Source organism: Streptomyces sp. VTCC 41912 (assembly GCF_045799175.1).
GTDB lineage: Bacteria > Actinomycetota > Actinomycetes > Streptomycetales > Streptomycetaceae > Streptomyces > Streptomyces albulus_C.
This window is the reverse complement of the sequence record NZ_JBJMAB010000017.1, coordinates 87,606-110,531: the sequence shown is the minus strand read 5'-3', so window position 1 is coordinate 110,531 and position 22,926 is coordinate 87,606. Positions and strand designations below refer to the sequence as shown.

Here is a 22,926-nt window from a genome sequence, read left to right as displayed (position 1 = left end):
GTTGCTCGTTGCTCCGCTGATGCGGGGCGACTAGGTTCCACACCGGTCCGTATCCGACAGTTCGACATCCGAGGTGACGTAGGCGTGGCTCTTCCGCCCCTTACCCCTGAACAGCGCGCTGCCGCGCTCGAAAAGGCCGCCGCGGCTCGCCGGGAGCGCGCCGAGGTCAAGAATCGGCTCAAGCACTCGGGGGCCTCTCTCCACGAGGTCATCCAGCAGGGCCAGAAAAACGATGTCATCGGCAAGATGAAGGTCTCCGCCCTTCTGGAATCCCTGCCGGGCGTGGGCAAGGTCCGCGCAAAGCAGATCATGGAGCGGCTCGGCATTTCCGAGAGCCGCCGGGTCCGTGGTCTGGGCTCCAACCAGATCGCGTCCCTGGAGCGTGAGTTCGGCAGCACGGGTTCCTGAATTTCTCGGCACCGCCGGGAAGCTGGAATAATCGCTGCATGAGTTCTGCAGTCTCCCGGGGGAGCACCCCCGTCTCCCCGGCCAGACAACCGCGCCTGACCGTGCTCTCCGGCCCTTCGGGGGTCGGCAAGAGCACGGTCGTCGCGCATCTGCGCAAGGTCCACCCGGAAATCTGGCTCTCGGTTTCGGCCACCACCCGCAAGCCGCGTCCCGGGGAGCGCCACGGCGTTCAGTACTTCTTCGTCGAGGACGAGGAATTCGACAAGCTGATCGCCAACGGTGAGCTGCTGGAATGGGCCGAGTTCGCCGGCAACCGCTACGGCACCCCGCGCCAGGCGGTGCTGGACCGGCTGGCGGCCGGCGAGCCGGTCCTCCTGGAGATCGACCTGCAGGGCGCCCGCCAGGTGCGCGAGTCCATGCCGGAGGCGCACCTGGTCTTCCTGGCCCCGCCGAGCTGGGACGAGCTGGTCCGCCGGCTCACCGGCCGCGGCACGGAGGCCCCGGAGGTCATCGAGCGGCGCCTGGAGGCGGCCCGGATCGAACTCGCGGCGGAGAAGGAGTTCGACGTGACGCTCGTCAACACCTCCGTCGAGGACGTCAGCCGTGAGCTGCTAGCCTTGATGCTGCGCCGCCCTGAAGACCGGACCTCCGGCGACTGACTCCGGTCCCGACCGCGGCGCCAAGGATTTCGGCGCCTGCGCGCCCCCACCTGCTTCATCCCCTTTCGGAAGGTAGAGCGTGTCCTCTTCCATCACCGCACCCGAGGGCATCATCAACCCGCCCATTGATGAGCTGCTCGAGGCCACCGACTCGAAGTACAGCCTGGTGATCTACGCCGCCAAGCGCGCGCGCCAGATCAACGCGTACTACTCCCAGCTCGGCGAGGGCCTGCTGGAGTACGTCGGCCCGCTGGTCGACACCCACGTGCACGAGAAGCCGCTGTCGATCGCGCTCCGCGAGATCAACGCCGGTCTGCTGACCTCGGAGGCCATCGAGGGCCCGGTCGGCCAGTAAGCGGCACCGCAGCCCCCACCAAGGGCCCGGCAGGTGATTCTCCCGACGCGAAGTCGGGGGTGCCTGCCGGGCCCTTGGTGCGTCACGAGGGCATAGGTTGAGGGACATGCGTTCGGTCCGAGGCTCGGGGAGCGGGGAAACGATGGACAAGCGGGAGCGGCCCAGGGTCGTCCTGGGGGTCAGTGGCGGGATCGCCGCCTACAAGGCGTGCGAGCTGCTGCGCCGACTCACGGAGTCCGGCCACGACGTGCGCGTGGTGCCGACCGCCTCGGCGCTGCACTTCGTCGGCGAGGCCACCTGGTCGGCGCTGTCCGGCAACCCGGCCGGCACCGAGGTCTGGGAGTCCGTCCACGAAGTCCCGCACGTCCGCATCGGTCAGGCCGCCGACCTCGTCGTGGTCGCCCCGGCCACCGCGGACATGCTGGCCAAGGCGGCCCACGGCCTCGCCGACGACCTGCTGACCAACACCCTGCTCACCGCCCGCTGCCCGGTGGTCTTCGCGCCCGCGATGCACACCGAGATGTGGGAGAACCCCGCCACCCAGGAGAACGTCGCCACGCTGCGGCGCCGCGGCGCGCTGGTCATCGAGCCCGCCGTGGGCCGGCTCACCGGCGTCGACACCGGCAAGGGCCGCTTCCCGGACCCGGTGGAGATCTTCGACCTGTGCCGCCAGGTGCTGGCCCGGGGAGCCGAGGGACTGTCGCAGGACCTCGCGGGGCGCCACGTCGTGGTCAGCGCGGGCGGCACCCGGGAGCCGCTGGACCCGGTGCGCTTCCTGGGCAACCGCTCGTCCGGCAAGCAGGGCTACGCCCTCGCCCGGACCGCCGCGGCCCGGGGCGCCCGGGTCACGCTGGTCGCCGGCGACACCGCACTGCCCGACCCGGCCGGCGTGGACGTGATCCACATCGGCACCGCCCGGCAGCTGCGCGAGGCCGTGCTGAAGGCCGCGGCGGACGCCGACGCGGTGGTGATGGCCGCCGCGGTGGCCGACTTCCGGCCCGCCGTCTACGCCACCGGCAAGATCAAGAAGCGGGAGGGGCAGGAGCCGGAACCCGTCACCCTGGTACGGAATCCGGACATCCTTGCGGAGCTCTCCGCGGACCGGGCCCGCCCCGGACAGCTGGTCGTCGGCTTCGCCGCCGAGACCGACGACGTCCTCGCCAACGGCCGGGCCAAGCTCGCCCGCAAGGGCTGCGACCTCCTGGTCGTCAACGAGGTCGGCGAGCACAAGACCTTCGGTTCGGCCGAGAACGAGGCCGTGATCCTGGCCACGGACGGGACCGAGACCCCCGTGCCCCATGGCCCGAAGGAAGCCCTCGCCGACACCGTGTGGGACCTGGTCATCGCCCGTTTGGACCAGCCCCGGCCCTGACCGGTCACCCCGCTGGAGGAGCCCCGGAGCGGGCTGCCGAGGCTCCCCGCCGACCCCCGAAAATCGGCGTGCCCCCTTGACCCGGCTGATTCTCAAGGTGATCGTCACTACCGTGAAGCCGTGGTGTCCCAGGTCACGGGGGTTCCATAAATCGAGACTGGGTGCCCGAGCGCCACGTTCGACCGATAAACTGGCAGTGGATTTGGCCGAGCGCAGCTCTCGGCCGTTCCGCTAAGTGATCAGCCAGCAGCCGCTGCAACCCCAGGGAGCGATGTGTCCCGCCGCCTGTTTACCTCGGAATCCGTCACCGAGGGCCACCCCGACAAGATCGCTGACCAGATCAGCGACACCATTCTCGACGCACTCCTCAAGGAGGACCCGACGTCTCGGGTCGCCGTGGAGACGTTGATCACCACCGGCCTGGTGCACGTGGCCGGCGAGGTGACGACCAAGGCGTACGCCGACATCCCCAACCTCGTCCGGAACAAGATCCTGGAGATCGGTTACGACTCCTCGAAGAAGGGCTTCGACGGCGCCTCCTGCGGCGTCTCGGTGTCCATCGGGGCGCAGTCGCCGGACATCGCCCAGGGTGTCGACACCGCTTACGAGAACCGCGTCGAAGGCGACGACGACGAGCTGGACCGACAGGGCGCGGGCGACCAGGGCCTGATGTTCGGGTTCGCCTGCGACGAGACCCCCGAGCTCATGCCGCTCCCGATCTACCTGGCGCACCGTCTTTCGCGCCGGCTGTCGGAGGTCCGCAAGAACGGGACCATCCCCTACCTCCGGCCCGACGGCAAGACCCAGGTCACCGTCGAGTACGACGGCAACAAGGCGGTCCGCCTCGACACCGTGGTGGTCTCCTCGCAGCACGCCAGCGACATCGACCTGGACTCGCTGCTCGCGCCCGACATCCGCGAGTTCGTCGTCGAGCACGTCCTCAACCAGCTCGTCGAGGACGGCATCAAGCTGGACACCGACGACTACCGTCTGCTGGTCAACCCGACCGGGCGGTTCGAGATCGGTGGCCCGATGGGCGACGCCGGCCTGACCGGCCGCAAGATCATCATCGACACCTACGGCGGCATGGCCCGCCACGGCGGCGGTGCGTTCTCCGGCAAGGACCCGTCCAAGGTCGACCGCTCCGCGGCGTACGCGATGCGCTGGGTGGCGAAGAACGTCGTCGCCGCCGGCCTCGCCTCGCGCTGCGAGGTCCAGGTCGCCTACGCGATCGGCAAGGCCGAGCCGGTGGGTCTGTTCGTGGAGACCTTCGGCACCAACGCGGTCGACACCGAGAAGATCGAGCAGGCCATCGGCGAGGTCTTCGACCTCCGCCCGGCCGCGATCATCCGCGACCTCGACCTGCTCCGCCCGATCTACTCCCAGACCGCCGCCTACGGCCACTTCGGCCGTGAGCTGGAGGACTTCACCTGGGAGCGCACCGACCGGGTGGACGCCCTCCGCAAGGCCGCGGGCCTGTAAGAAGGCGCCGCGCCGCCAGGGCTTTGCCCCGAGGGCCCCGGACCGTTGGACGGTCCGGGGCCCTCGGGCTTTCCCGGGGCCGGCCGCTGTCGGTGGCGTCTGCTAAGACTGGATGCTGTGAGCAGGGAGAACGGGCGGGATCCGGGGGAGCAGGGCGAGCAGCTGGCCCTGATCCGGGAGACCGTGCGGGAGACGAAGGCGGAGCGGGCCAAGCCGCGCACGTGGCGGGGGGCCGCGCTGGCGCCCGAGCTTCCGGTGGCGCGGGTCCTCGTCGACAAGGGGCTGGTCCACCTCGACCGGTTCTTCGACTACGCGGTGCCGGCCGCGATGGACGCCGAGGCCCGGCCCGGGGTGCGGGTCCGGGTGCGGTTCGGTGCGGGGGAGAAGGGCGGTCGGCGCGAGGGCGGCCGGCTGGTCAGCGGCTTCATCGTGGAGCGGGTGGCGCAGAGCGAGTTCCGGGGGGTGTTGGCGCCGATCGCTCAGGTGCTCTCGCCGGAGCCGGTGCTGAGTTCGGAGCTGCTGGCGCTGTGCCGGGCGGTCGCCGACCGCTACGCCGGATCGCTGGCGGACGTGGTGCAACTGGCGGTGCCGCCGCGCCGGGCCCGGGTCGAGGCCGAGTCGTCCCCCGACCCACTGCCCCCCAACGCCCCACCGGATCCCGGGAGTTGGGAGCGCTACGGAGCCGGTCCCGGTTTCCTGACGGCACTGGCGCGGGGGGACGCGCCGCGGGCGGTGTGGACGGCGCTGCCCGGACCGACCTGGCCGGACGAACTGGCGCGGGCGGCGGCCGCGGCGCTCGCCGGCGGGCGCGGGGCCCTGGTGGTGGTGCCCGACGGCCGGGCCGCGGCCCGGGTGGACGCGGCGCTCGGCGCCCTGGTCGGACCCGGCCGGCACGTGGTGCTGACGGCCGAGTGCGGGCCCGAGGAGCGGTACCGGCGCTGGTTGGCGGTCAGCCGGGGCGCGGTGCGCGCGGTGATCGGGACGCGCGCCGCGATGTTCGCCCCGGTGGCCGGGCTGGGGCTGGTCGCGCTCTGGGACGACGGCGACGGCAGCCACAGCGATCCGCACGCCCCCCAGCCGCACGCCCGGGAAGTGCTCCTGCAACGCGCGGTCGGCGAGCGGGCCGGATTCCTGCTCGGCGGGCTGAGCTGCACGGTCGAGGCGGCGCAACTGGTCGAGACCGGCTGGGCCCGGCCGCTGGCCGCCGACCGGGAACGGGTGCGGGCCGCCGCCCCCCTGGTGCGCACGATCGGCGACGGCGACGAGGCCCGGGACGCCGCGGCGCGCGCGGCCCGGCTGCCCTCCATGGCCTGGCAGCTGGTGCGGGACGGGCTCACCCGAGGCCCGGTGCTGGTGCAGGTGCCCCGGCGCGGCTACGCCCCCCGACTGGCCTGCGAACGGTGCCGGGAACCAGCCCGCTGTCGAGCCTGCGCCGGTCCGTTGGAGGCGCGCGCGGCGGGCGAGTTGGCCTGTGCCTGGTGCGGCCGCGAGGAGTCGGACTGGCACTGCGCGGAGTGCGGCGGAGCCCGGCTGCGGGCGCAGATCGTCGGGGCCCGTCGGACGGCGGAGGAGCTGGGCCGCGCCTTCCCGGCGGTTCCGGTGCGCACGTCGGGGCGCGACCACGTCCTGGCGTCGGTGCCCGCCACCCCGGCGCTGGTGGTGAGCACGCCCGGCGCCGAACCGGTCGCCGAGGGCGAGGGCTATGCCGCCGCGCTGCTGCTGGACGGCTGGGCGCTGCTGGGCCGGCCGGACCTGCGGGCCGGGGAGGAGGCGCTGCGCCGTTGGCTGGGGGCGGCCGCCCTGGTCCGTGGCCAGGCGGCGGGCGGCGCGGTCGCGGTGATCGCCGAGCCGACGTTGCGGCCGGTCCAGGCGCTGGTGCGCTGGGACCCGGTCGGCCATGCGGTGCGCGAGTTGGCGGAGCGGGCGGAGCTGGGGTTCCCGCCGGTGTCGCGGATGGCTGCGGTGGCGGGGCGGTCCGACGACGTGGCCGGTCTGCTGGGGGCCGCCGAGCTCCCCGTGGGGGCCGAGGTGCTGGGCCCGGTGCCGCTGCCGGTGCCGGATCCCGGGCGACCGCGGCGGCCGGGGGACCCCCCGCCGGGCGAGGTGTGGGAGCGCGCGCTGGTCCGGGTGCGTCCGGGGCAGGGCGCGGCGCTGGCGGCGGCGCTGAAGGCCGCGCGGGCGGCCCGGCTGGTCAAGCGGGAGGGCGAGGCGGTGCGGGTGCGGATCGATCCGCCGGACCTGGGCTGAGCCGGTCCGCGGGATCCTTGCCGTGGTGCCGTGGTGCCGTGGTGCCGTTCGGGGCGTCGGCCGGGTGTCCGCGCGTCGGCGGGGAGCGTCGCCCCGGGACCGTGGTCGGCGGGCGGTCCCGGGTTCCGGGGCGGGGCGACGTCGGGGGAGTCCGGGGGAGCGGTGTCAGCCGTTGCGGGGGCCGGGGAAGGCGCCGGGGCGGGCCTCTTCGCGGCAGGCGGCGGAGGGCTGCGTGGGCATGGTGCGGGCGGCGGGGACGGCCGGCGTCCCGGTCAGGCCGCCGGCCATGCTGATCGCGCGGGCGGCCGGGGCGTCGGAGGGGCGCACCGCGCTCTCGCCGGTGTCGCCGGACTGCTGGGCGGTGGCCCGCCGGGCGCCGTAACGGCGGTGCACCGCCTGCTTGGTGACGCCGAGTGCGGAGCCCACCGCGTCCCAGGAGAAGCCCAGCGAGCGGTCGAAGTCGACGGCCGCGGTGACGAGCGTCTCGACGCTGTCGCGCAGCTCTTGGGCGAGCCGCACGGTGGGGGCGGGCGCCCGTCCGTAGACGACGAAGCCCGCGGAGGGGCCCGTGCGGCGCGGCCGGTAGACGTTGCCGAGCTGTGCGGTGAGCGTGCGCAGGGCGTCCACCTGCCGGCGGACCCGCTCGATGTCCCGCACCAGGAGATGCAGGCTGGCGCGCGCCTGGGCGTCGTGGGTTGCGTGGTCGGCCATGAGCAAGCCTCTCGAACCGGCGTGGAAAGGATGGGTGAAAGCGTTCGGGCCGCCAAAGCGGCCCGGAATCGGTCAATGCTGTTTGACCAACGCGTCAGGAGCGGCTCTGGTCACGGTGCAGGGGCGTACGAGCGTGTGCGCGGGGCGCGGGTGACTTCGCACGCCCCCCGGTGTTCCGGCCCATGACCTGCGTCAAGGCCCCTAGACTGGTGCGTCGTTCCGCAGCGTGTGAGAGGTAGTCCGTCACCCATGAGGCTTGTCTTCGCCGGCACCCCCGAGGTCGCCGTACCCGCCCTCGATGCCCTGATCGCCTCGGACCGGCACGAGGTGGTGGCCGTCGTGACCCGGCCCGACGCGCCGGCCGGACGGGGCCGCCGGCTGGTGGCCAGCCCGGTCGCGGAGCGCGCGGAGGAGGCGGGCATCGAGGTGCTCAAGCCCGTCAAGCCGCGGGACGAGGACTTCCTCGCGCGGCTGCGCGAGATCGCGCCGGACTGCTGTCCGGTGGTCGCCTACGGTGCGCTGCTGCCCCAGGTGGCGCTGGACGTCCCGACGCACGGCTGGGTCAACCTGCACTTCTCGCTGCTGCCGGCGTGGCGGGGCGCGGCGCCCGTGCAGCACGCGGTGCTGGCCGGTGACGAGATCACCGGCGCCACCACCTTCCAGATCGAACGGGGGCTGGACTCCGGCCCGGTGTACGGGGTGCTCACCGAGGAGGTCCGGCCGACGGACACCAGCGGGGACCTGCTGACCCGGCTGGCGTTCGCCGGTTCCGGGCTGCTCGTCGCCACGATGGACGGCATCGAGGACGGCAGCCTCAAGCCGGTGCCGCAGCCGGCGGAGGGGGTCACCCTGGCCCCGAAGATCGAGGTGGCGGACGCCCGGATCGACTGGACGGCACCGGCCCTGCGGGTGGACCGGGTGGTCCGCGGTTGTGCGCCGGCGCCCGGCGCCTGGACGGTCTTCCGCGGCGAGCGGCTCAAGGTGATGGCGGCCGCCCCGGTTGCCGGGTACGACGGGTCGGCCCTGCCGGCGGGCGAACTCGCCGTCACCAAGAAGTCGGTGCACGTGGGCACCGGCAGCCACCCCGTGCAGCTGCTCTGGGTCCAGCCGCAGGGCAAGAAGCCGATGCAGGCCGCGGACTGGGCGCGCGGGGTGCGGATCGCCGACGGGGAGCGGCTGGGCGACTGACCGGGGGCGCGGTGCGTGCGCGGGGCGGCCGCGTGCGCGGCGCTGGTGCGGGCCCGCGTAGGCTGGGGAGCATCCCCGTCCCGTACATCCGGAGCACCTTTTCTGTGAGTCAGCAGCCGCCGCGTCGCCACGGCACCCGCAAGCCCTACCGCCGCCCGCAGAAGGACCCGGTCCGGGTCCTCGCGTTCGAGGCACTGCGGGCGGTGGACGAGCGGGACGCGTACGCCAACCTGGTCCTGCCACCGCTGTTGCGCAAGGCGCGGGCGGCCGGTGACTTCGACGCCCGGGACGCGGCGCTGGCCACCGAGCTGGTCTACGGGTCGCTGCGCCGCCAGGGCACCTACGACGCGATCCTGGCGCAGTGCGTGGATCGGCCGCTGCGCGAGGTGGACCCGCCGGTGCTCGACGTGCTGACGCTCGGTGCGCACCAACTGCTCGGCACCCGGATCCCGCCGCACGCCGCGGTCAGCGCCACCGTCGACCTGGCCCGGGTGGTGCTGGGCGACGGCCGGGCGAAGTTCGTCAACGCGGTGCTGCGCAAGCTCACCGCGCACGACCTGGACGGTTGGCTGGAGCGGGTCGCCCCGGAGTACGACGAGGACCCCGAGGACCATCTGGGCGTCGTGCACGCCCATCCGCGCTGGATCGTCTCCGCGCTCTGGGACGCCCTCGGCGGTGGCCGTGCGGGCATCGAGGAGTTGTTGGCGGCCGACAACGAGCGCCCCGAGGTGACGTTGGTGGCACGGCCCGGTCGGGCCACCGCCGAGGAACTGCTCGCGGCCGCCGGCGAGGACGGCGCGGTGCCCGGCCGGTGGTCGCCGTACGCGGTCCGGTTGGCCGAGGGCGGCGAGCCGGGCGCGTTGGACGCGGTGCGCGAGGGGCGCGCGGGTGTGCAGGACGAGGGCAGCCAGTTGGTCGCGTCGGCGCTGGCCGCCGCGCCGTTGGACGGCCCGGACCGCACGTGGCTGGACGGCTGCGCGGGCCCGGGCGGCAAGGCGGCGCTGCTGGGCGCGTTGGCGGCGCAGCGGGGCGCGGCGCTGGTGGCGTCGGAGAAGCAGCCGCACCGGGCGCGGTTGGTGGCCCGGTCGCTGGACGGAAATCCCGGTCCGTACGCGGTGATCGCCGCCGACGGCACCCGTCCGGCGTGGCGGCCGGGGGCCTTCGACCGGGTGCTGGTGGACGTGCCGTGCACCGGTCTGGGCGCGCTGCGCCGTCGGCCCGAGGCGCGTTGGCGGCGCCGCCCGGAGGACCTGGACGGTTTCGCGCCGCTCCAGCGGGAGCTGCTGCGGCAGGCCCTGGCGGCGGTGCGGGTCGGCGGCGTGGTGGGCTACGCGACCTGCTCGCCGCATCCGGCGGAGACCCGGGCCGTGGTGGAGGACGTCCTGAAGGGCCGCGGGGGTCCGGCGGCCGAGGCCGAGTGGATCGACGCGCGACCGCTGATGGCGGGCGTGCCGGAGCTCGGCGACGGGCCGGATGTCCAGCTGTGGCCGCATCTGCACGGGACCGACGCGATGTACCTGGCGCTGCTGCGCCGGACCGCCTGACGGTCGCCGCACCGGTCGGCGGTCCCGGTGCGGCGCGGGGCCGTCGCGCGTACGGGGTGGACGCCCGGGGACGCCGGCGGCGTGCACGGGAGGCCGGCCCCGGGCGGTTCCCCGCGGCGAAATCCGGTTCCTTGAGGAAACGCGGCCCGGATACGGTGCGGGCGTGAGAGACCCCCTGCCCGCCGACGTCGCCGAGGTGCTCGGTGCGCTGCTCGGTGGCGACGACCCCGTTCACGTGGCGCTCCGCGACCAGGTGCCGCATCTGCGCGTGTACGGGCGCTGCGCGTGCGGGTGCGGCACGGCCTACTTCGGCGTGGACGACACCGCGGTCGGGGCGGCGCCGTCCGGGCCGGGCACGAAGGTGGTGGCCTCGGCCACGATCCGCACCGAATCCGGCGGGTTTCCCGGCGAGGTGGTGCTCTTCGCCCAGGCCGGCTACCTGTCGTGGCTGGAGGTCTGCTCCTGGAGCGACGACGTCGAGGTGACGCTGGCCGCGGCGCAACGGACGCTGCGCGGCTGACGCCGCTCCCGCCGTCCCGTCCATCCCGTCCCTTCGTGCCGCGGCCGGCGGCCGAGCGGGTCGGCTCAGCGGGTGGCGTCGAAGGCACGCACCACCTGCGGCAGGGCCTTGAGGACCGTCGCGGAGTGGTCGAGCCGCCCGACGTCGGTGAGTTGCCGGTCCGCGCCGTGGGCCGTCAACTGCCGTTGGCAGTGCAGGGAGTTGGCGAAGGCGACGTCCTTGTCGCCCTTGGCGTGGAAGAGGCGGACCGGGACGTCGGGCCGCCAGTCGCAGGTGTTGTCCATCACCCGCAGTTTCCGTCGCAGCGTCCCCGTGGGGTGGCGCACCTGCTGGAGGAACGCCTCGGTGAACAGGCGCTTCGAGGTCGGGGGCAGCGCGGCCGCGATCTGCGACGCCTGGTGGTCGCCGTCGAAGAGCGTCTCCACCGACGTGGCGTAGGGCGCACGGAACGCCTGGTCGGTCGTGGCGTACAGGCCGTACAGCCGGTTCCACGCGGTGACGAAGTAGGCGAGGTAGAGCGACGACCGGGCGACCTCGTCGGCTGCCGCGGCGGCTTCGAAACGGCTCAGGTCGAACGGGCCGGCGATCGGGGCCAGGGCACCGGGACGAAAATGCGGGTCAACGCCCTGTTGCAGGGCCCGACCGACCAGCATCGTGGCGGGCCCGCCCTGGGAGAACCCGCTGACCAGCACGCGCTCGTCGAGGTCGCGACCGTCCTGCCGGGCGAAGGCGCGGGCCGCCCGCAGCGCGTCCACCGAAGCGTTGACGGTGGCCTCCGGGTCCCCGTACGGATGGATCCCGGGGCCCTTTCCGAGACCGAGGTAGTCCGGTGCGGAGACCGCGCGGCCGGTGGAGGCGAAGAGCAACGCCGTGGTCCGGTCGGGGGACGCGTCGTTCACCGAGGCGACCTCTCCCCGGTACACCTCCGTGCCGTGCAGCCAGGACACCGCCGTGAGGTCGCGGTCGCCGCTCTTCGGCATCGCGACCAACTCGCTGGCCGTGGTGGGTTTTCCCGTGCCGTCCAGGGTGCGGTACACGATCCGGTGGGCGCGCACGCCGTAGCGGGCCCGTGCCGGGTCGATGCCGGCCTTCGTCAGGCGCGCCACGACCTGTTGGGCGTCGAGGTCCGCCACGGGGGCCGCGGAGAGCACCGCACCGCGTGCCGCGGGCGGCCGGGACCCGGTCGGTGCGGCGGGGGAGGCGGAGCGCTGACGGCCGTCGTCGCACCCTGCCGCCGCCAGCGCGGCAACGGCGCAGGCGAGGGCGAGGGCGACGGGTTTGGTCGATCTCCTGCGGAGCCGGGAAACGTTCATGCCGGCACTCTGTCGTTCCCGGCAGGCCCGACGCATGGGGGCGAACACCCTTTCCGGCAGCGGGATTTCCCCACCCGCGACCGTCGGGCGGGCCGGGCGGCGCCAGCCGGGCCGGGGCGGGCCGCCAGGGGGCAATGACGTGCCGAAGGCTCGGAAAAGGGCGTGGAAGGGAGGTGAAAGAATTGCCGGCACGGTGTGCGAAAGCCGCGTCAAATTTGGTCAACTGCGCTGTCATGGAGCGGTGGAGACGGTGACCGGCTCGCTGGCCGTTGGGTGTGGCATCCGTAGTGGCAGGGGTGAAATTCCTTTTCCGTTCCGGTGGTTCGTCCTCGGTCCTGGATGACGGACCTGCTTCCTCGTGGCAGGGGCGGGCCGGGCGTCCCGTTCGTCGTGGGGGTTCGCCGGTGCGCGCCGGGTGACCTGGTGTTCCGGCGCGGTCTATGGAACGTGGTCGTCCGGGCCCCGTGCTCGTGCTCCGGCTCGACGGTGGTGAGCCGGAGGAGATCCAACGGTCGTGATCCTGACGACTAGGGGCATTCATGACGGTTCCCTGGACGCGCTTTTGCCCGTTCGTTGCTGCCCCTTGAGGAGACTCTGATGAGCTGTCGCAGATATGACCAGGGGGAATGCGCATGGCGATCGAGCTGCCGGACGAGGTGGTGACGTTCCTTCAGTTCGTCGGGGTGAACTGGCCGAGCGTCAATGAGGACAAGGTCCGTGAATTCGCGTCCCACGTGCGGGAATTCGCGCAGAAGCTGGATGAGACGCACAAGGACTCGACGTCGACGATCCACCAGTTGGCCGAGGTGTATCAGGGGGCGTCGTACGAGGCGCTGCTGGCCAAGTGGGGGCAGTTGTCGGACGGGCACATGACCGAGCTCGTCAATGCCTGTCAGACGGTGGCGACCGCGTTGGATCTCGCGGCGGACACGATCGTGGCGATGAAGGTCGAGGCGATCGCCGAACTCATCGTGTTGGCGATCACCTTCGTGGCGGATCAGGCGGCTGCGGTGGTCACGTTCGGGATCGCGGAGGCGGCCGAGGCCCTGGTCATCGCGGCGGGCAAGAAGCTGATCACCTTCCTTGAGGACCAGTTGGAGCAGTACGTCATCGGGCAGGTCATCGAGGCGGCGATCAACCCCTTGGTGGAGGTGGTGGGCAAGGCGGTGAGCGGGATGGTCTTCCAGGCTGCCGAGTCCGCGGTCGGCGTCTCCGGTGGGGGCGGCGGGGGTGGTGCGGGGGAGGGCTTCTCCATTCATCCGGAGGAGTTGCACAAGCGCGCCGAGGTGTTGCGTGGGCATGCGCAGACGGTGGCGTCGCACGCCGCTGATTTCGAGTCGAAGGCCGCGGGGGTGAGTTTCGAGTGAGCAATCGGATCGTCAAGGCGCTGGAGGGCGGCGCCGAGAAGCTGGGCAAGACCATCGCGAAGGATGCGAGCAAGGCCGTCCAGGACCTGTATCACGGGGCAGGGGACCGGCTGAAGAAGGTCGCCACCAACCATGCCGAGAACGACGCCAAACACGCCTCCGAACTCGACAAGCTCCTCAAGGGCGGCAAGGAGGACATGCCGCGCGCCCCGCACACCACGGGGGGCGGCGGCCGTTCCGGCGGCCCCAAGTCGTCCGGGGGCCGCGGCCGTGCGCAGGCGGACAACCCGCGCGAGGCCGGTCGCCCGAAGGACTCCGTGTGCCAGGGCGGCGAGCCGGTCGACATGGCGACGGGGCGGATGTTCATCGAGCAGACGGACGTGTCGCTCCCCGGGGCGCTGGCCCTGCTCTTCACGCGCTCCTTCGAGTCGGGCTACCTGGCCGGACGGTGGATGGGTCCGCACTGGGCCTGCACCTTCGACGAGCGGCTGGAGATCGACGAGGACGGCGTGGTCCACCTCAGCGCCGACCGCACGGCGCAGGTGTACCCGCACCCGACCGCCGACGAACCCACCCAGGCGTCGGCCGGTGCCCGCCTCGACCTCGACGTCGACGAGCTGACCGGCGACTACTGCCTGACGGACGTCACCACCGGCCTGGTCCGCGAGTTCACCCGCCGGCCCGACGGCGAAACGGCCCTGCTGACCGCGATCCGCGACCAGGCGGACCACCGCGTCGACTTCGCCTACGACGCCGACGGCACGCCGTCGAGCATGACCCACTCCGGCGGCTACCGCCTCCTGGTCACCACCGACGCGGGCCGGATCACCGCCCTGCACCTGGCCGGGGCGGGCGAGGACGGCCAGGACGTCCTGCTGACCCGCTACGGCTACGCCGACGGCCACCTGACCGAGGTGTACAACTCCTCCGGTCGGCCACTGGTGTTCGCCAACGACGGCCAGGGCCGCATCCTGTCCTGGACCGACCGCAACGGCACCCGCTACCTCTACACCTACGACGCGCTCGACCGGGTCGTGGAGGAGGGCGGGGCGGACGGTTCGCTCAGGTTCCGCTTCGCGTACGGCGAGCCCGACCCGGTCACCGGCCTCAAGGTCCACTCCGAGACGGACGCGCTCGGCCACACCACCCGCTACGAGATCAACGAGCACGCCCAGGTCGTCGCCGAGACCGACCCGCTCGGCAACACCACGCGCTTCGAGCGGGACGCGTTCGACAACCTGGTCTCCCGGACCGACCCGCTCGGGCGCACGACCCGTTTCGAGTACGACGACACGGGCAGTCCCGTCACCGTCACCCGCCCCGACGGCGAGCGGTCCACCGCCAGCTACTTCGGCGCGGCGAGCCTCCCGACGCTGATCACCAGGCCGGGCGGGGTGACCTGGCGGCAGACCTTCGACGAGGCGGGGCGACGCACCTCGCTCACCGACCCCAATGGCACCACCACGCGCTACGGCTACGACGCGTCGGGACACCTGGCGTCCGTCACCGACGCCCTCGGCCACTCCACCCGCATCCGCTGCAACGCGGCCGGTCTGCCCGTCGAGGTCACCGACCGGGCCGGCGCCACCAGCCGCTACGAGCGCGACGCCTTCGGCCGGGTCACCGCCATCACCGACCAGATGGGCGGCGTCACCCGGCTGACCTGGAGCGTCGAGGGAAGCCTCACCTCGTACGCGGCTCCTGACGGGAGCACCGAGTCGTGGGCCTACGACGACGAGGGCAACCTCCTCGCGCACACCGATCCGTTGGGCCGGCGCACCACCTTCGCGTACACGCCGTTCGAGACCCTCGCGGCCCGCACCGAGCCCGACGGCACCCGTCTGACCTTCAGCTACGACGCCAACATGCAGCTCGTCGGCGTCACCAACACGCTCGGTCAGACCTGGGAGTACGTCTACGACGCCGCCGGTCAGCTGACGTCCGAGACCGACTTCCACGGCCGCAGCGTCCACTACCGGCTGGACGCCGCGGGGCAGTTGATCGCACGGACCAACCCGCTGGGCGAAGAGGTCGCGTTCCGCTACGACGTCCTCGGCCAGTTGGTGGAGAAGGACGCCGCGGGGGCCGTCACCGGCTACGCCTACGACGCCGCCGGCCACCTGCGCCGCGCCAGCAGCCCCGACGTGGAACTGCTCCGCACCGTCGACGCCCTCGGCAACCTGGTCAGCGAGACCGTCAACGGCCGCACCCTCACCCACACCCGGGACGGCCTCGGCCGACGCACCGGGCGGACGACCCCCGGCGGCCACACCAGTTCCTGGACCTACGACCGGGCCGATCGCCGCACGTCCTTGACCACCTCGGCCGGTCGGTTGGAGTTCGCCTACGACGCCGCCGGCCGCGAGGTCGAGCGCACGTTGGGCGACCGCCTGACGCTGGCCAACTCCTGGGACGCCGAGCACCGCCTGACCGGCCAGGTCGTCCGGTCGCCGGGGTCGGTGCTCCAGCGCCGCAGCTACACCTACCGCGTCGACGGCATCCTCACCGGCGTCGACGACCAGCTCAACGGAGCCCGCTCCTTCGACGTCGACCCGGGCGGCCGCGTCACCTCCGTACAGGCCGCCGAGTGGACCGAGCGGTACGCCTACGACCCCGCGGGCAACCTCACCGAGGCGAACTGGCCCGCGTCCGGCTCCCGCGACGCGGCCGTCGGCACCCGGACGTACGAGGGCACGCAGCTCACCTCGGCCGGCCGGGTCCGCTACGAGTACGACGCCGCCGGGCGCACCACGCTCCGCCAGGTCACCCGCCTGTCGAAGAAGCCGGCCACGTGGCGCTACGCCTGGGACGCCGAGGACCGCCTCGTCCACGTCACCACCCCCGACGGCGCCCACTGGCGGTACCGCTACGACCCGTTCGGCCGGCGCACCTCCAAGGAGCGGCTGGGCGCGGACGGCAGCACCGTGGAGGAGCGGACCCACTTCACGTGGGACGGCCCGAACCTCGCCGAACAGACGACGTACGCGCCCTCCCTGCCTGGCCCGTACACCATGAGCTGGGACCACCGGGGGCTGCACCCGCTCGCCCAGACCGAGACCGTCACGCGCACCGCGACGGCCGAGGCGCCGCAGGACGAGATCGACCGCCGGTTCTTCGCCATCGTCACCGACCTCGTCGGCACCCCGACCGAACTCGTCGACACGGCCACCGACGCGATCGCCTGGCGGACCGTGCCCACCTTGTGGGGCAACACCAGTTGGGCGGCCGACAGCACCACCAGCACCCCGCTGCGCTTCCCCGGCCAGTACTTCGACCCCGAGACGGGCCTGCACTACAACCTCAACCGCTACTACGACCCCGAGACCGCCCGCTACGTCACCCCCGACCCGCTCGGCCTCAGCCCCGCTCCGAACCCCGACGCCTACGTCCACAACCCCCACACGTGGTGCGACCCGCTCGGCCTCATGCCGGCCGGGAACGACGGGCTCAAGAAGGAGCTGATGGACCTGGGGAAGAAGCGGGTCCAGCACGTGGGTGCGGGCCTGGGCGAGGGGGAGGAGGCGCCCGGCGCCTACTCCGTGGGCAAGGACCGCACCACCGGTAAGATCTACTACGGCGACAGCGGTCCCGAAACCGGCCACGAACAGGCGGTGACCGACGCGATGCCCAAGGAGTCGCACCACCCGTCCGGCCGGCCGCCGGGGGTGTGCGCCGAGCCGCGGATGTTCACCAACGCGATCAAGGACGGCGCCGATCCCAAGAACGTCGACCTGGTGACCGTCAACCCCAAGGGAAAGAAGTTCAAGATGTGCGCCAACTGCCAGACGTGGGTGCCCGACTTCGGCGGAGAGGTCATCACGGGGTGAGCGGGAACACCGAACGGCGGGGACTCGACGAACTGCGCAGCTCCCTCGCGGGCAGGGCGCGCTTCGAGATCCACCCGTCGGACATCGAGCAGGCGCGGCAGCGGTACGAGGAGGAGGGCTTCGAGTTCACCGCCGGCCTCCGGGAATTCCTGGAGACCTACGGCGAGTTCACCGTCACCTGGTCCTACCGCTTCGGCGAGACGTTCCTGACGACCTCGGTCGAGGAGACGATGGACTCGGCGCACTCGCTGCCGCGGAGCGTGGGGATCTTCGGCAAGCGGATCGGTTCTCCGGTCCTGCTCGTCGGCACGGCCACCGACACGCAGGAGGCGGTCCTGCTGGCCGAGGACGGCGACGTCTACCTGGCCGGCGACGCCGGAATCCAGCGGGTCGCCCACGGCTTCGACGCCGCGATCCGGGCGCTCGTCGAGGGCGAGTGGGACAAGACGTTCTTCTGAGTCGACGTCCGCCCCGGCGACCACCGGGGCGGACCGCTCCGCCTGCGTCCGAGAAGTCCACGGGTCGTGCCCGGCGCGCGGTGGCCGGTTCTCGTGATAGGAGGGCCGGACCGCCCGGGGAGCGGGCCGGTGCACGAGATATCTTGATGTCGAGCAATGTTGATATCTTGATGTCGAGCAATATTTGCGACGTGGATGGAGCGGAGTACCCGGTGACTGACTCGACCATCATTTACACCCACACTGACGAGGCCCCGGCCCTGGCGACGTACTCGTTCCTGCCGGTGGTGGAGGCGTACGCCTCGACGGCCGGGGTGACGCTGGAGACCCGCGACATCTCGCTGTCCGGCCGGATCATCGCCAGTTTCCCGGAGCGCCTGAAGGAGGACCAGCGGATCGCCGACGCCCTCGCGGAGCTCGGCGAGCTGGCCAAGACGCCCGGCGCGAACATCATCAAGCTGCCGAACATCTCGGCCTCCATCCCGCAGCTGAAGGCGGCCATCGCCGAGCTCCAGGAGCAGGGCTACGCGCTCCCGGACTACCCGGACGACCCGAAGACCGACGAGGAGCGCGACATCCGCGCCCGCTACGACAAGGTCAAGGGCAGCGCCGTCAACCCCGTGCTGCGCGAGGGCAACTCGGACCGCCGCGCGCCCGCGTCGGTCAAGAACTACGCCAAGGCGCACCCGCACCGCATGGGTGCCTGGTCCGCCGACTCCAAGACCAACGTCGCGACCATGGGCGCCGACGACTTCCGCTCCACCGAGAAGTCCGCGGTGATCGCCGCGGACGGTGCGGTCCGCATCGAGCTGGCCGGCGACGACGGCAGCACCACCGTGCTGCGCGAGTCGGTGCCGGTCCTGGCCGGTGAGGTCGTGGACGCCTCCGTGATGCGGGTCGGTCCGCTGCGTGAGTTCCTGGCCGCGCAGGTCGCGAAGGCCAAGGCCGAGGGCGTGCTGTTCTCCGTGCACCTGAAGGCCACGATGATGAAGGTCTCCGACCCGATCGTCTTCGGCCACGTCGTGCGCGCCTTCTTCCCGAAGACCTTCGCGCAGTACGGCGAGGCGCTGGCGACCGCCGGGCTGACCCCGAACGACGGCCTCGGCGGCATCTACAAGGGCCTGGAGGCCCTGCCGAACGGCGCCGAGATCAAGGCGTCCTTCGACGCCGAGCTGGCCGCGGGCCCGGAGCTGGCGATGGTCGACTCCGACCGCGGCATCACCAACCTGCACGTCCCCAGCGACGTCATCGTCGACGCGTCGATGCCGGCCATGATCCGCACCTCCGGCCACATGTGGGGCCCGGACGGCGAGGAGGCCGACACCCTCGCGGTGCTCCCCGACAGCAGCTACGCCGGCATCTACCAGGCCGTCATCGACGACTGCCGGGCGCACGGCGCGTTCGACCCGGCCACCATGGGCTCGGTGCCGAACGTCGGCCTGATGGCGCAGAAGGCCGAGGAGTACGGCAGCCACGACAAGACCTTCGAGATCCCGGTCACCGGCACGGTGCGGGTCCTCGACGGTGCGGGCAACGCCGTCCTGGAGCAGACCGTGGGCGCCGGCGACATCTTCCGGATGTGCCAGACCAAGGACGCGCCGATCAAGGACTGGGTCAAGCTCGCCGTCACCCGCGCCCGCGCCACCGGTGACCCGGCGGTGTTCTGGCTCGACGCGACCCGCGCGCACGACGCCCAGCTGATCGAGAAGGTCAAGGCGTACCTGCCGGAGCACGACACCGAGGGCCTGGAGATCAAGATCCTCGCCCCGGTCGAGGCGATCACCTTCTCCCTGGAGCGCATCCGCCGCGGCGAGGACACCATCTCGGTGACCGGCAACGTCCTGCGCGACTACCTGACGGACCTGTTCCCGATCCTGGAGCTGGGCACCAGCGCCAAGATGCTCTCGGTCGTCCCGCTGATGAACGGCGGCGGCCTGTTCGAGACCGGCGCCGGCGGCTCCGCGCCCAAGCACGTCCAGCAGCTGGTCAAGGAGAACTACCTGCGCTGGGACAGCCTCGGCGAGTTCCTCGCGCTCGCGGTGAGCTTCGAGCACCTGGCGACGACCACGGGCAACGCCCGCGCCCAGGTCCTCGCCGACACCCTGGACCGTGCGACCGGCTCGTTCCTGAACGAGAACAAGTCGCCGAGCCGCAAGCTGGGTGGCATCGACAACCGCGGCAGCCACTTCTACCTGGCGCTGTACTGGGCCCAGGAGCTGGCCAAGCAGACCGACGACGCGCAGCTCGCGGAGGCGTTCGGGCCGCTGGCCAAGACGCTGGCCGAGCAGGAGCAGACCATCGTCGACGAGCTGATCGCGGTGCAGGGCTCCCCGGCCGACATCGGTGGCTACTACCGCCCCGACGCGGCCAAGGCGTCCGCGGTGATGCGTCCGTCGAAGACGCTGAACCAGGCGCTCGCGGCCCTCAAGGGCTGAGCGACGCCTCTGGCACCTCGTCCGCCCCGGCCGGGCCGCGCGCCCGGCCGGGGCGGTCCGGTGCGCGCCCGCGGGCCGGGTGACGGGGCTCTCCCCGCCCGGGCGCGGTCGGTCCGGGCACGGACCGCCATACTGGGGGCATGGCCTTGATCAACCCCAGCATCCTGTCCGCCGACTTCGCCCGCCTCGCCGAGGAGGCGAAGGCCGTCGAGGGCGCCGACTGGCTCCACGTCGACGTGATGGACAACCACTTCGTCCCCAACCTCACCCTCGGCGTGCCGATCGTCGAGTCGCTGAGCAAGGCGACGGACACCCCCCTCGACCTGCACCTGATGATCGAGGACCCGGACCGCTGGGCGCCGCAGTACGTGGAGGCCGGGGCCGGTTCGGTCACCTTCCACGCGGAGGCGGCCGGGGCGCCGGTGCGGCTGGCGCGGGAGATCCGGGCCAAGGGCGCGCGGGCGTCGATGGCGCTCAAGCCGGCCACCCCGATCGAGCCGTTCGAGGACCTGCTGCCCGAGCTCGACATGGTGCTGATCATGACCGTCGAGCCCGGCTTCGGCGGTCAGTCGTTCCTGGACATCATGCTGCCGAAGATCCGTCGCACCCGTGAGCTGATCTCGCGGCACGGCCTGCAGATGTGGCTCCAGGTGGACGGCGGCGTCTCGGCGGAGACCATCGAGCGGTGCGCGGAGGCCGGCGCCGACGTGTTCGTGGCGGGTTCCGCGGTCTACGGCGCCGACGATCCGGCCAAGGCCGTCCGTGACCTGCGGGAGAAGGCCGAGGCGGCGACGGCCGGGAGTTGGGGCTGCGCCCACTGAGCGGGGCGGCCCGCTCAGTACGGGGACCGGAAGCAGTGCGTCCGGTGCGCCCCGTGCCCTTGGTTGACCTGGCGGCCACCGAGCGTTCACGCCCGGCGTGCCGCTCGTGGTCCCCGTACACCTCGGGTTTCTGAAAGGATGAGCAAAGACTCGATCAGATGCGCAAAAGGGGAGAATTTCGTGGTAGCCAGCCGCCCGCAGTCCGGAATGGGCCCCGCCGAGCTGGTGCAGGCTGCGGCCATGGCCCGCCGCTTCTATCTTGAGGGCAAGTCCAAGATCCAGATCGCGGAGGAGTTCGGCGTCAGCCGCTTCAAGGTCGCCCGCGTCCTGGAGACGGCCCTGGAGCGTGATCTCGTACGGATCGAGATCCGGGTGCCCTCCGAACTCGACGCGGAGCGCTCCGACGCCCTGCGTGCCCGCTACGGCCTGCGGCACGCGGTCGTCGTCGAATCGCCCGCGGACGCCTCCGAGGACGCCGCCGACCCGGAGAACCTCGGCGAGGTGGCCGCCGACCTGCTCGGCGAACTCGTCGCCGAGGGCGACGTGCTGGGCCTGGCCTGGGGCCGCTCGACGATCCACATGGCCGCCGCCCTGCACCAGCTTCCGCCGTGCACGGTCGTGCAGTTGACCGGGGTCTACGACGCCGGCACCGCCGACCGCGGTTCGGTCGAGGCGGTCCGTCGCGCGGCCGACGTCTCCGGCGGCGAGGCGCACCCGATCTACGCGCCGATGCTGCTGCCCGACTCGGCGACCGCCGCCGCGCTGCGCGGCCAGACCGGCATCGCCCGCGCCTTCGAGTACTTCGACAAGGTCACCGTCGCCTGCGTCTCCATCGGCTCGTGGGAGCCGGGCGTCTCGACCGTCTACGACATGCTGTCCGAGGAGGAGCGCGAGCACTACGCCTCGCTGGGCGCGGCCGCCGAGATGTCCGCGCACCTCTTCGACGCCGAGGGCCGGCGGATCGGCCGGGACCTGGGCGAGCGGTGCATCACCGTCGAGGCGGACCGGCTGCGCCGCATCCCGGAGGTGGTGGCGATCGCCGGCGGCCGCCGCAAGGCCGCGGCCATCGGCGCGGTGCTGCGCTCCGGACTGGTGACGAGCCTGGTGACCGACACCGCCGCCGCCGACCACCTGCTGCTGGAGACCGGCCCCGGTCCGCGGCCGGCCCTGGACCGGGCGGACCCCGACGGCAAGTGAGCGGGCCCGGCGCGTTCGTCGGCGGGCAGCCGGCGCGCGGCTGTGACAGCATCGGCGCATGCTGATCCACACCGCCCCGCGCCGGGCCGCCGCCGTTCTCGGCGCGCTGCTCGCCGGGCTGCTGCTCGTCCTGACCGGTTGTTCCACCGGCGGTGACGGCAAAGGGAGTTCGGCCGGCACGCACCGGCCGTCCGCGACGAGCACGGCCGGCGGCCGGTCGTCCGGCGACGGCGCCGCACCGGGCTGGGCGAAGGGCCTGCCGACCGTGCCGGCGGGCCGGCTGCCCGCCGAGGCGCAGCACACCCTGAAGCTGATCGACGCCGGGGGGCCGTTCCCGTACCCCAAGGACGGCACCGTCTTCGGCAACTACGAGAAGCAGCTGCCCAAGGAACCGCGCGGCTACTACCACGAGTACACGGTCGACACCCCGGGTGCCCGCAACCGCGGTGCCCGGCGCCTGATCACCGGCAAGCACCACGAGTTCTTCTACACCGACGACCACTACAAGAGCTTCAAGGCGGTGCCGCGGTGAGCGCCGAGGTGCCCCGGGCGCTGGCCGCGGTGCTCGACGGGCGGACGCCCGCGGGGGTGCTGCCCTGGCCCGCCGACCGCCCGATCGCGGACGCCCTGGCCGCGGCCCGCGACGCGGGGTGGACCGGTGCCGCACTCGACCTCGCCGGCGTCGCGGACAAGGCCGACTTCCTCCAGCGGTGCGCGGCGGCCCTGGACTTCCCCGCGTACTTCGGCCACAACTGGGACGCGCTGGCCGACTGCCTCACCGATCTGTCCTGGTGCCCGCCGGCGCGCGGCCGGCTGCTGGTCATCACCGGCTGGCAGGGGTACGCGGCCGCCGTGCCGGAGGACTGGAGCGTGGTGGAGGGGGTGCTCGCGGACGCCGTCGGGCACTGGCGGGACACCGACACCGGCCTCGCGGTGATCATGGCCGGCGGGCGGGGACGGCAGGGGGCGTAGGACGGGCGCCACCCCCGGTAGCGGCGCTCTGCGACGTTACGCGTGCGTCG

Annotated in this window: 19 protein-coding genes; 17 read left to right on the top strand and 2 right to left on the bottom strand. The window is 72.6% G+C overall.

Annotated features, from left to right (window positions below):
* Nucleotides 1-84 precede the first annotated feature (84 nt).
* From ACJ6WD_RS23385 to ACJ6WD_RS23360, 6 genes are all read left to right on the top strand, one after another.
* Nucleotides 85-408 carry an integration host factor gene (locus ACJ6WD_RS23385; protein WP_016572363.1) on the top strand — a complete coding sequence of 108 codons (324 nt, stop codon included), beginning with the start codon at nucleotides 85-87 and terminating at the stop codon, nucleotides 406-408.
* 38 nt (nucleotides 409-446) lie between these two features.
* A complete protein-coding gene (gmk, locus tag ACJ6WD_RS23380) occupies nucleotides 447-1,067 on the top strand; it encodes a guanylate kinase (RefSeq protein WP_044373781.1) in 621 nt (206 codons plus the stop codon).
* A 79-nt stretch (nucleotides 1,068-1,146) separates the two neighbouring features.
* On the top strand, nucleotides 1,147-1,422 hold the full coding sequence (gene rpoZ / locus ACJ6WD_RS23375) for a DNA-directed RNA polymerase subunit omega (protein WP_016572365.1): 276 nt from the start codon (nucleotides 1,147-1,149) through the stop codon (nucleotides 1,420-1,422).
* Nucleotides 1,423-1,564: 142 nt separating this feature from the next.
* Nucleotides 1,565-2,794 (top strand): bifunctional phosphopantothenoylcysteine decarboxylase/phosphopantothenate--cysteine ligase CoaBC, encoded by a 1,230-nt coding sequence (gene coaBC / locus ACJ6WD_RS23370; protein ID WP_233659728.1) that lies wholly within the window; start codon nucleotides 1,565-1,567, stop codon nucleotides 2,792-2,794.
* Between the two features lie 273 nt (nucleotides 2,795-3,067).
* On the top strand, nucleotides 3,068-4,276 hold the full coding sequence (gene metK / locus ACJ6WD_RS23365) for a methionine adenosyltransferase (protein WP_016572367.1): 1,209 nt from the start codon (nucleotides 3,068-3,070) through the stop codon (nucleotides 4,274-4,276).
* 117 nt (nucleotides 4,277-4,393) lie between these two features.
* Nucleotides 4,394-6,523, top strand: a complete 2,130-nt coding sequence (locus tag ACJ6WD_RS23360; protein WP_233659729.1) for a primosomal protein N' — start codon at nucleotides 4,394-4,396, stop codon at nucleotides 6,521-6,523.
* A gap of 165 nt (nucleotides 6,524-6,688) precedes the next feature.
* Here the strand turns inward: ACJ6WD_RS23360 and ACJ6WD_RS23355 are convergent, their stop codons facing one another.
* On the bottom strand, nucleotides 6,689-7,234 hold the full coding sequence (locus ACJ6WD_RS23355; RefSeq protein WP_233659730.1) for a hypothetical protein: 546 nt from the start codon (nucleotides 7,232-7,234) through the stop codon (nucleotides 6,689-6,691).
* A 249-nt stretch (nucleotides 7,235-7,483) separates the two neighbouring features.
* On the opposite strand from ACJ6WD_RS23355, the gene fmt reads away from it, so the two are divergent.
* From fmt to ACJ6WD_RS23340, 3 genes are all read left to right on the top strand, one after another.
* The gene (gene fmt, locus ACJ6WD_RS23350; RefSeq protein ID WP_233659731.1) at nucleotides 7,484-8,422 is read left to right on the top strand and encodes a methionyl-tRNA formyltransferase; all 939 of its coding nucleotides are present in this window, start codon (nucleotides 7,484-7,486) and stop codon (nucleotides 8,420-8,422) included.
* Between the two features lie 104 nt (nucleotides 8,423-8,526).
* Nucleotides 8,527-9,966: an RsmB/NOP family class I SAM-dependent RNA methyltransferase gene (locus ACJ6WD_RS23345; protein ID WP_233659732.1), complete on the top strand. Its 1,440-nt coding sequence runs from the start codon at nucleotides 8,527-8,529 to the stop codon at nucleotides 9,964-9,966.
* A gap of 163 nt (nucleotides 9,967-10,129) precedes the next feature.
* A complete protein-coding gene (locus tag ACJ6WD_RS23340) occupies nucleotides 10,130-10,486 on the top strand; it encodes a hypothetical protein (RefSeq protein ID WP_233659733.1) in 357 nt (118 codons plus the stop codon).
* Nucleotides 10,487-10,551: 65 nt separating this feature from the next.
* Here the strand turns inward: ACJ6WD_RS23340 and ACJ6WD_RS23335 are convergent, their stop codons facing one another.
* A complete protein-coding gene (locus ACJ6WD_RS23335) occupies nucleotides 10,552-11,799 on the bottom strand; it encodes a hypothetical protein (protein ID WP_407616435.1) in 1,248 nt (415 codons plus the stop codon).
* A 632-nt stretch (nucleotides 11,800-12,431) separates the two neighbouring features.
* Between ACJ6WD_RS23335 and ACJ6WD_RS23330 the strand changes: the two genes are divergently transcribed.
* The 8 genes from ACJ6WD_RS23330 to ACJ6WD_RS23295 all read left to right on the top strand — a co-directional run bounded on the left by ACJ6WD_RS23330 (nucleotide 12,432) and on the right by ACJ6WD_RS23295 (nucleotide 22,876).
* Nucleotides 12,432-13,166: a WXG100 family type VII secretion target gene (locus ACJ6WD_RS23330; protein ID WP_233659735.1), complete on the top strand. Its 735-nt coding sequence runs from the start codon at nucleotides 12,432-12,434 to the stop codon at nucleotides 13,164-13,166.
* Complete coding sequence (locus ACJ6WD_RS23325; RefSeq protein ID WP_407616434.1) at nucleotides 13,163-16,993, top strand: RHS repeat-associated core domain-containing protein; 3,831 nt, start codon at nucleotides 13,163-13,165, stop codon at nucleotides 16,991-16,993. Before ACJ6WD_RS23330 ends, ACJ6WD_RS23325 begins: the two co-directional genes overlap by 4 nt.
* Entirely contained in the window at nucleotides 16,990-17,451 is a 462-nt protein-coding gene (locus tag ACJ6WD_RS23320; protein WP_016570656.1) for an SUKH-3 domain-containing protein, read from the top strand. The genes ACJ6WD_RS23325 and ACJ6WD_RS23320 overlap by 4 nt, the downstream gene beginning before the upstream one ends.
* A 212-nt stretch (nucleotides 17,452-17,663) precedes the next feature.
* A complete protein-coding gene (locus tag ACJ6WD_RS23315; RefSeq protein ID WP_376445930.1) occupies nucleotides 17,664-19,886 on the top strand; it encodes an NADP-dependent isocitrate dehydrogenase in 2,223 nt (740 codons plus the stop codon).
* Between the two features lie 140 nt (nucleotides 19,887-20,026).
* Nucleotides 20,027-20,707 (top strand): ribulose-phosphate 3-epimerase, encoded by a 681-nt coding sequence (rpe, locus tag ACJ6WD_RS23310; protein WP_233659738.1) that lies wholly within the window; start codon nucleotides 20,027-20,029, stop codon nucleotides 20,705-20,707.
* 207 nt (nucleotides 20,708-20,914) lie between these two features.
* Nucleotides 20,915-21,904: a sugar-binding transcriptional regulator gene (locus ACJ6WD_RS23305; RefSeq protein WP_016570653.1), complete on the top strand. Its 990-nt coding sequence runs from the start codon at nucleotides 20,915-20,917 to the stop codon at nucleotides 21,902-21,904.
* Between the two features lie 58 nt (nucleotides 21,905-21,962).
* Nucleotides 21,963-22,436, top strand: a complete 474-nt coding sequence (locus ACJ6WD_RS23300; protein ID WP_407616433.1) for a ribonuclease domain-containing protein — start codon at nucleotides 21,963-21,965, stop codon at nucleotides 22,434-22,436.
* Nucleotides 22,433-22,876 carry a barstar family protein gene (locus ACJ6WD_RS23295; protein WP_233659739.1) on the top strand — a complete coding sequence of 148 codons (444 nt, stop codon included), beginning with the start codon at nucleotides 22,433-22,435 and terminating at the stop codon, nucleotides 22,874-22,876. The genes ACJ6WD_RS23300 and ACJ6WD_RS23295 overlap by 4 nt, the downstream gene beginning before the upstream one ends.
* The last annotated feature ends 50 nt before the right edge of the window (nucleotides 22,877-22,926 follow it).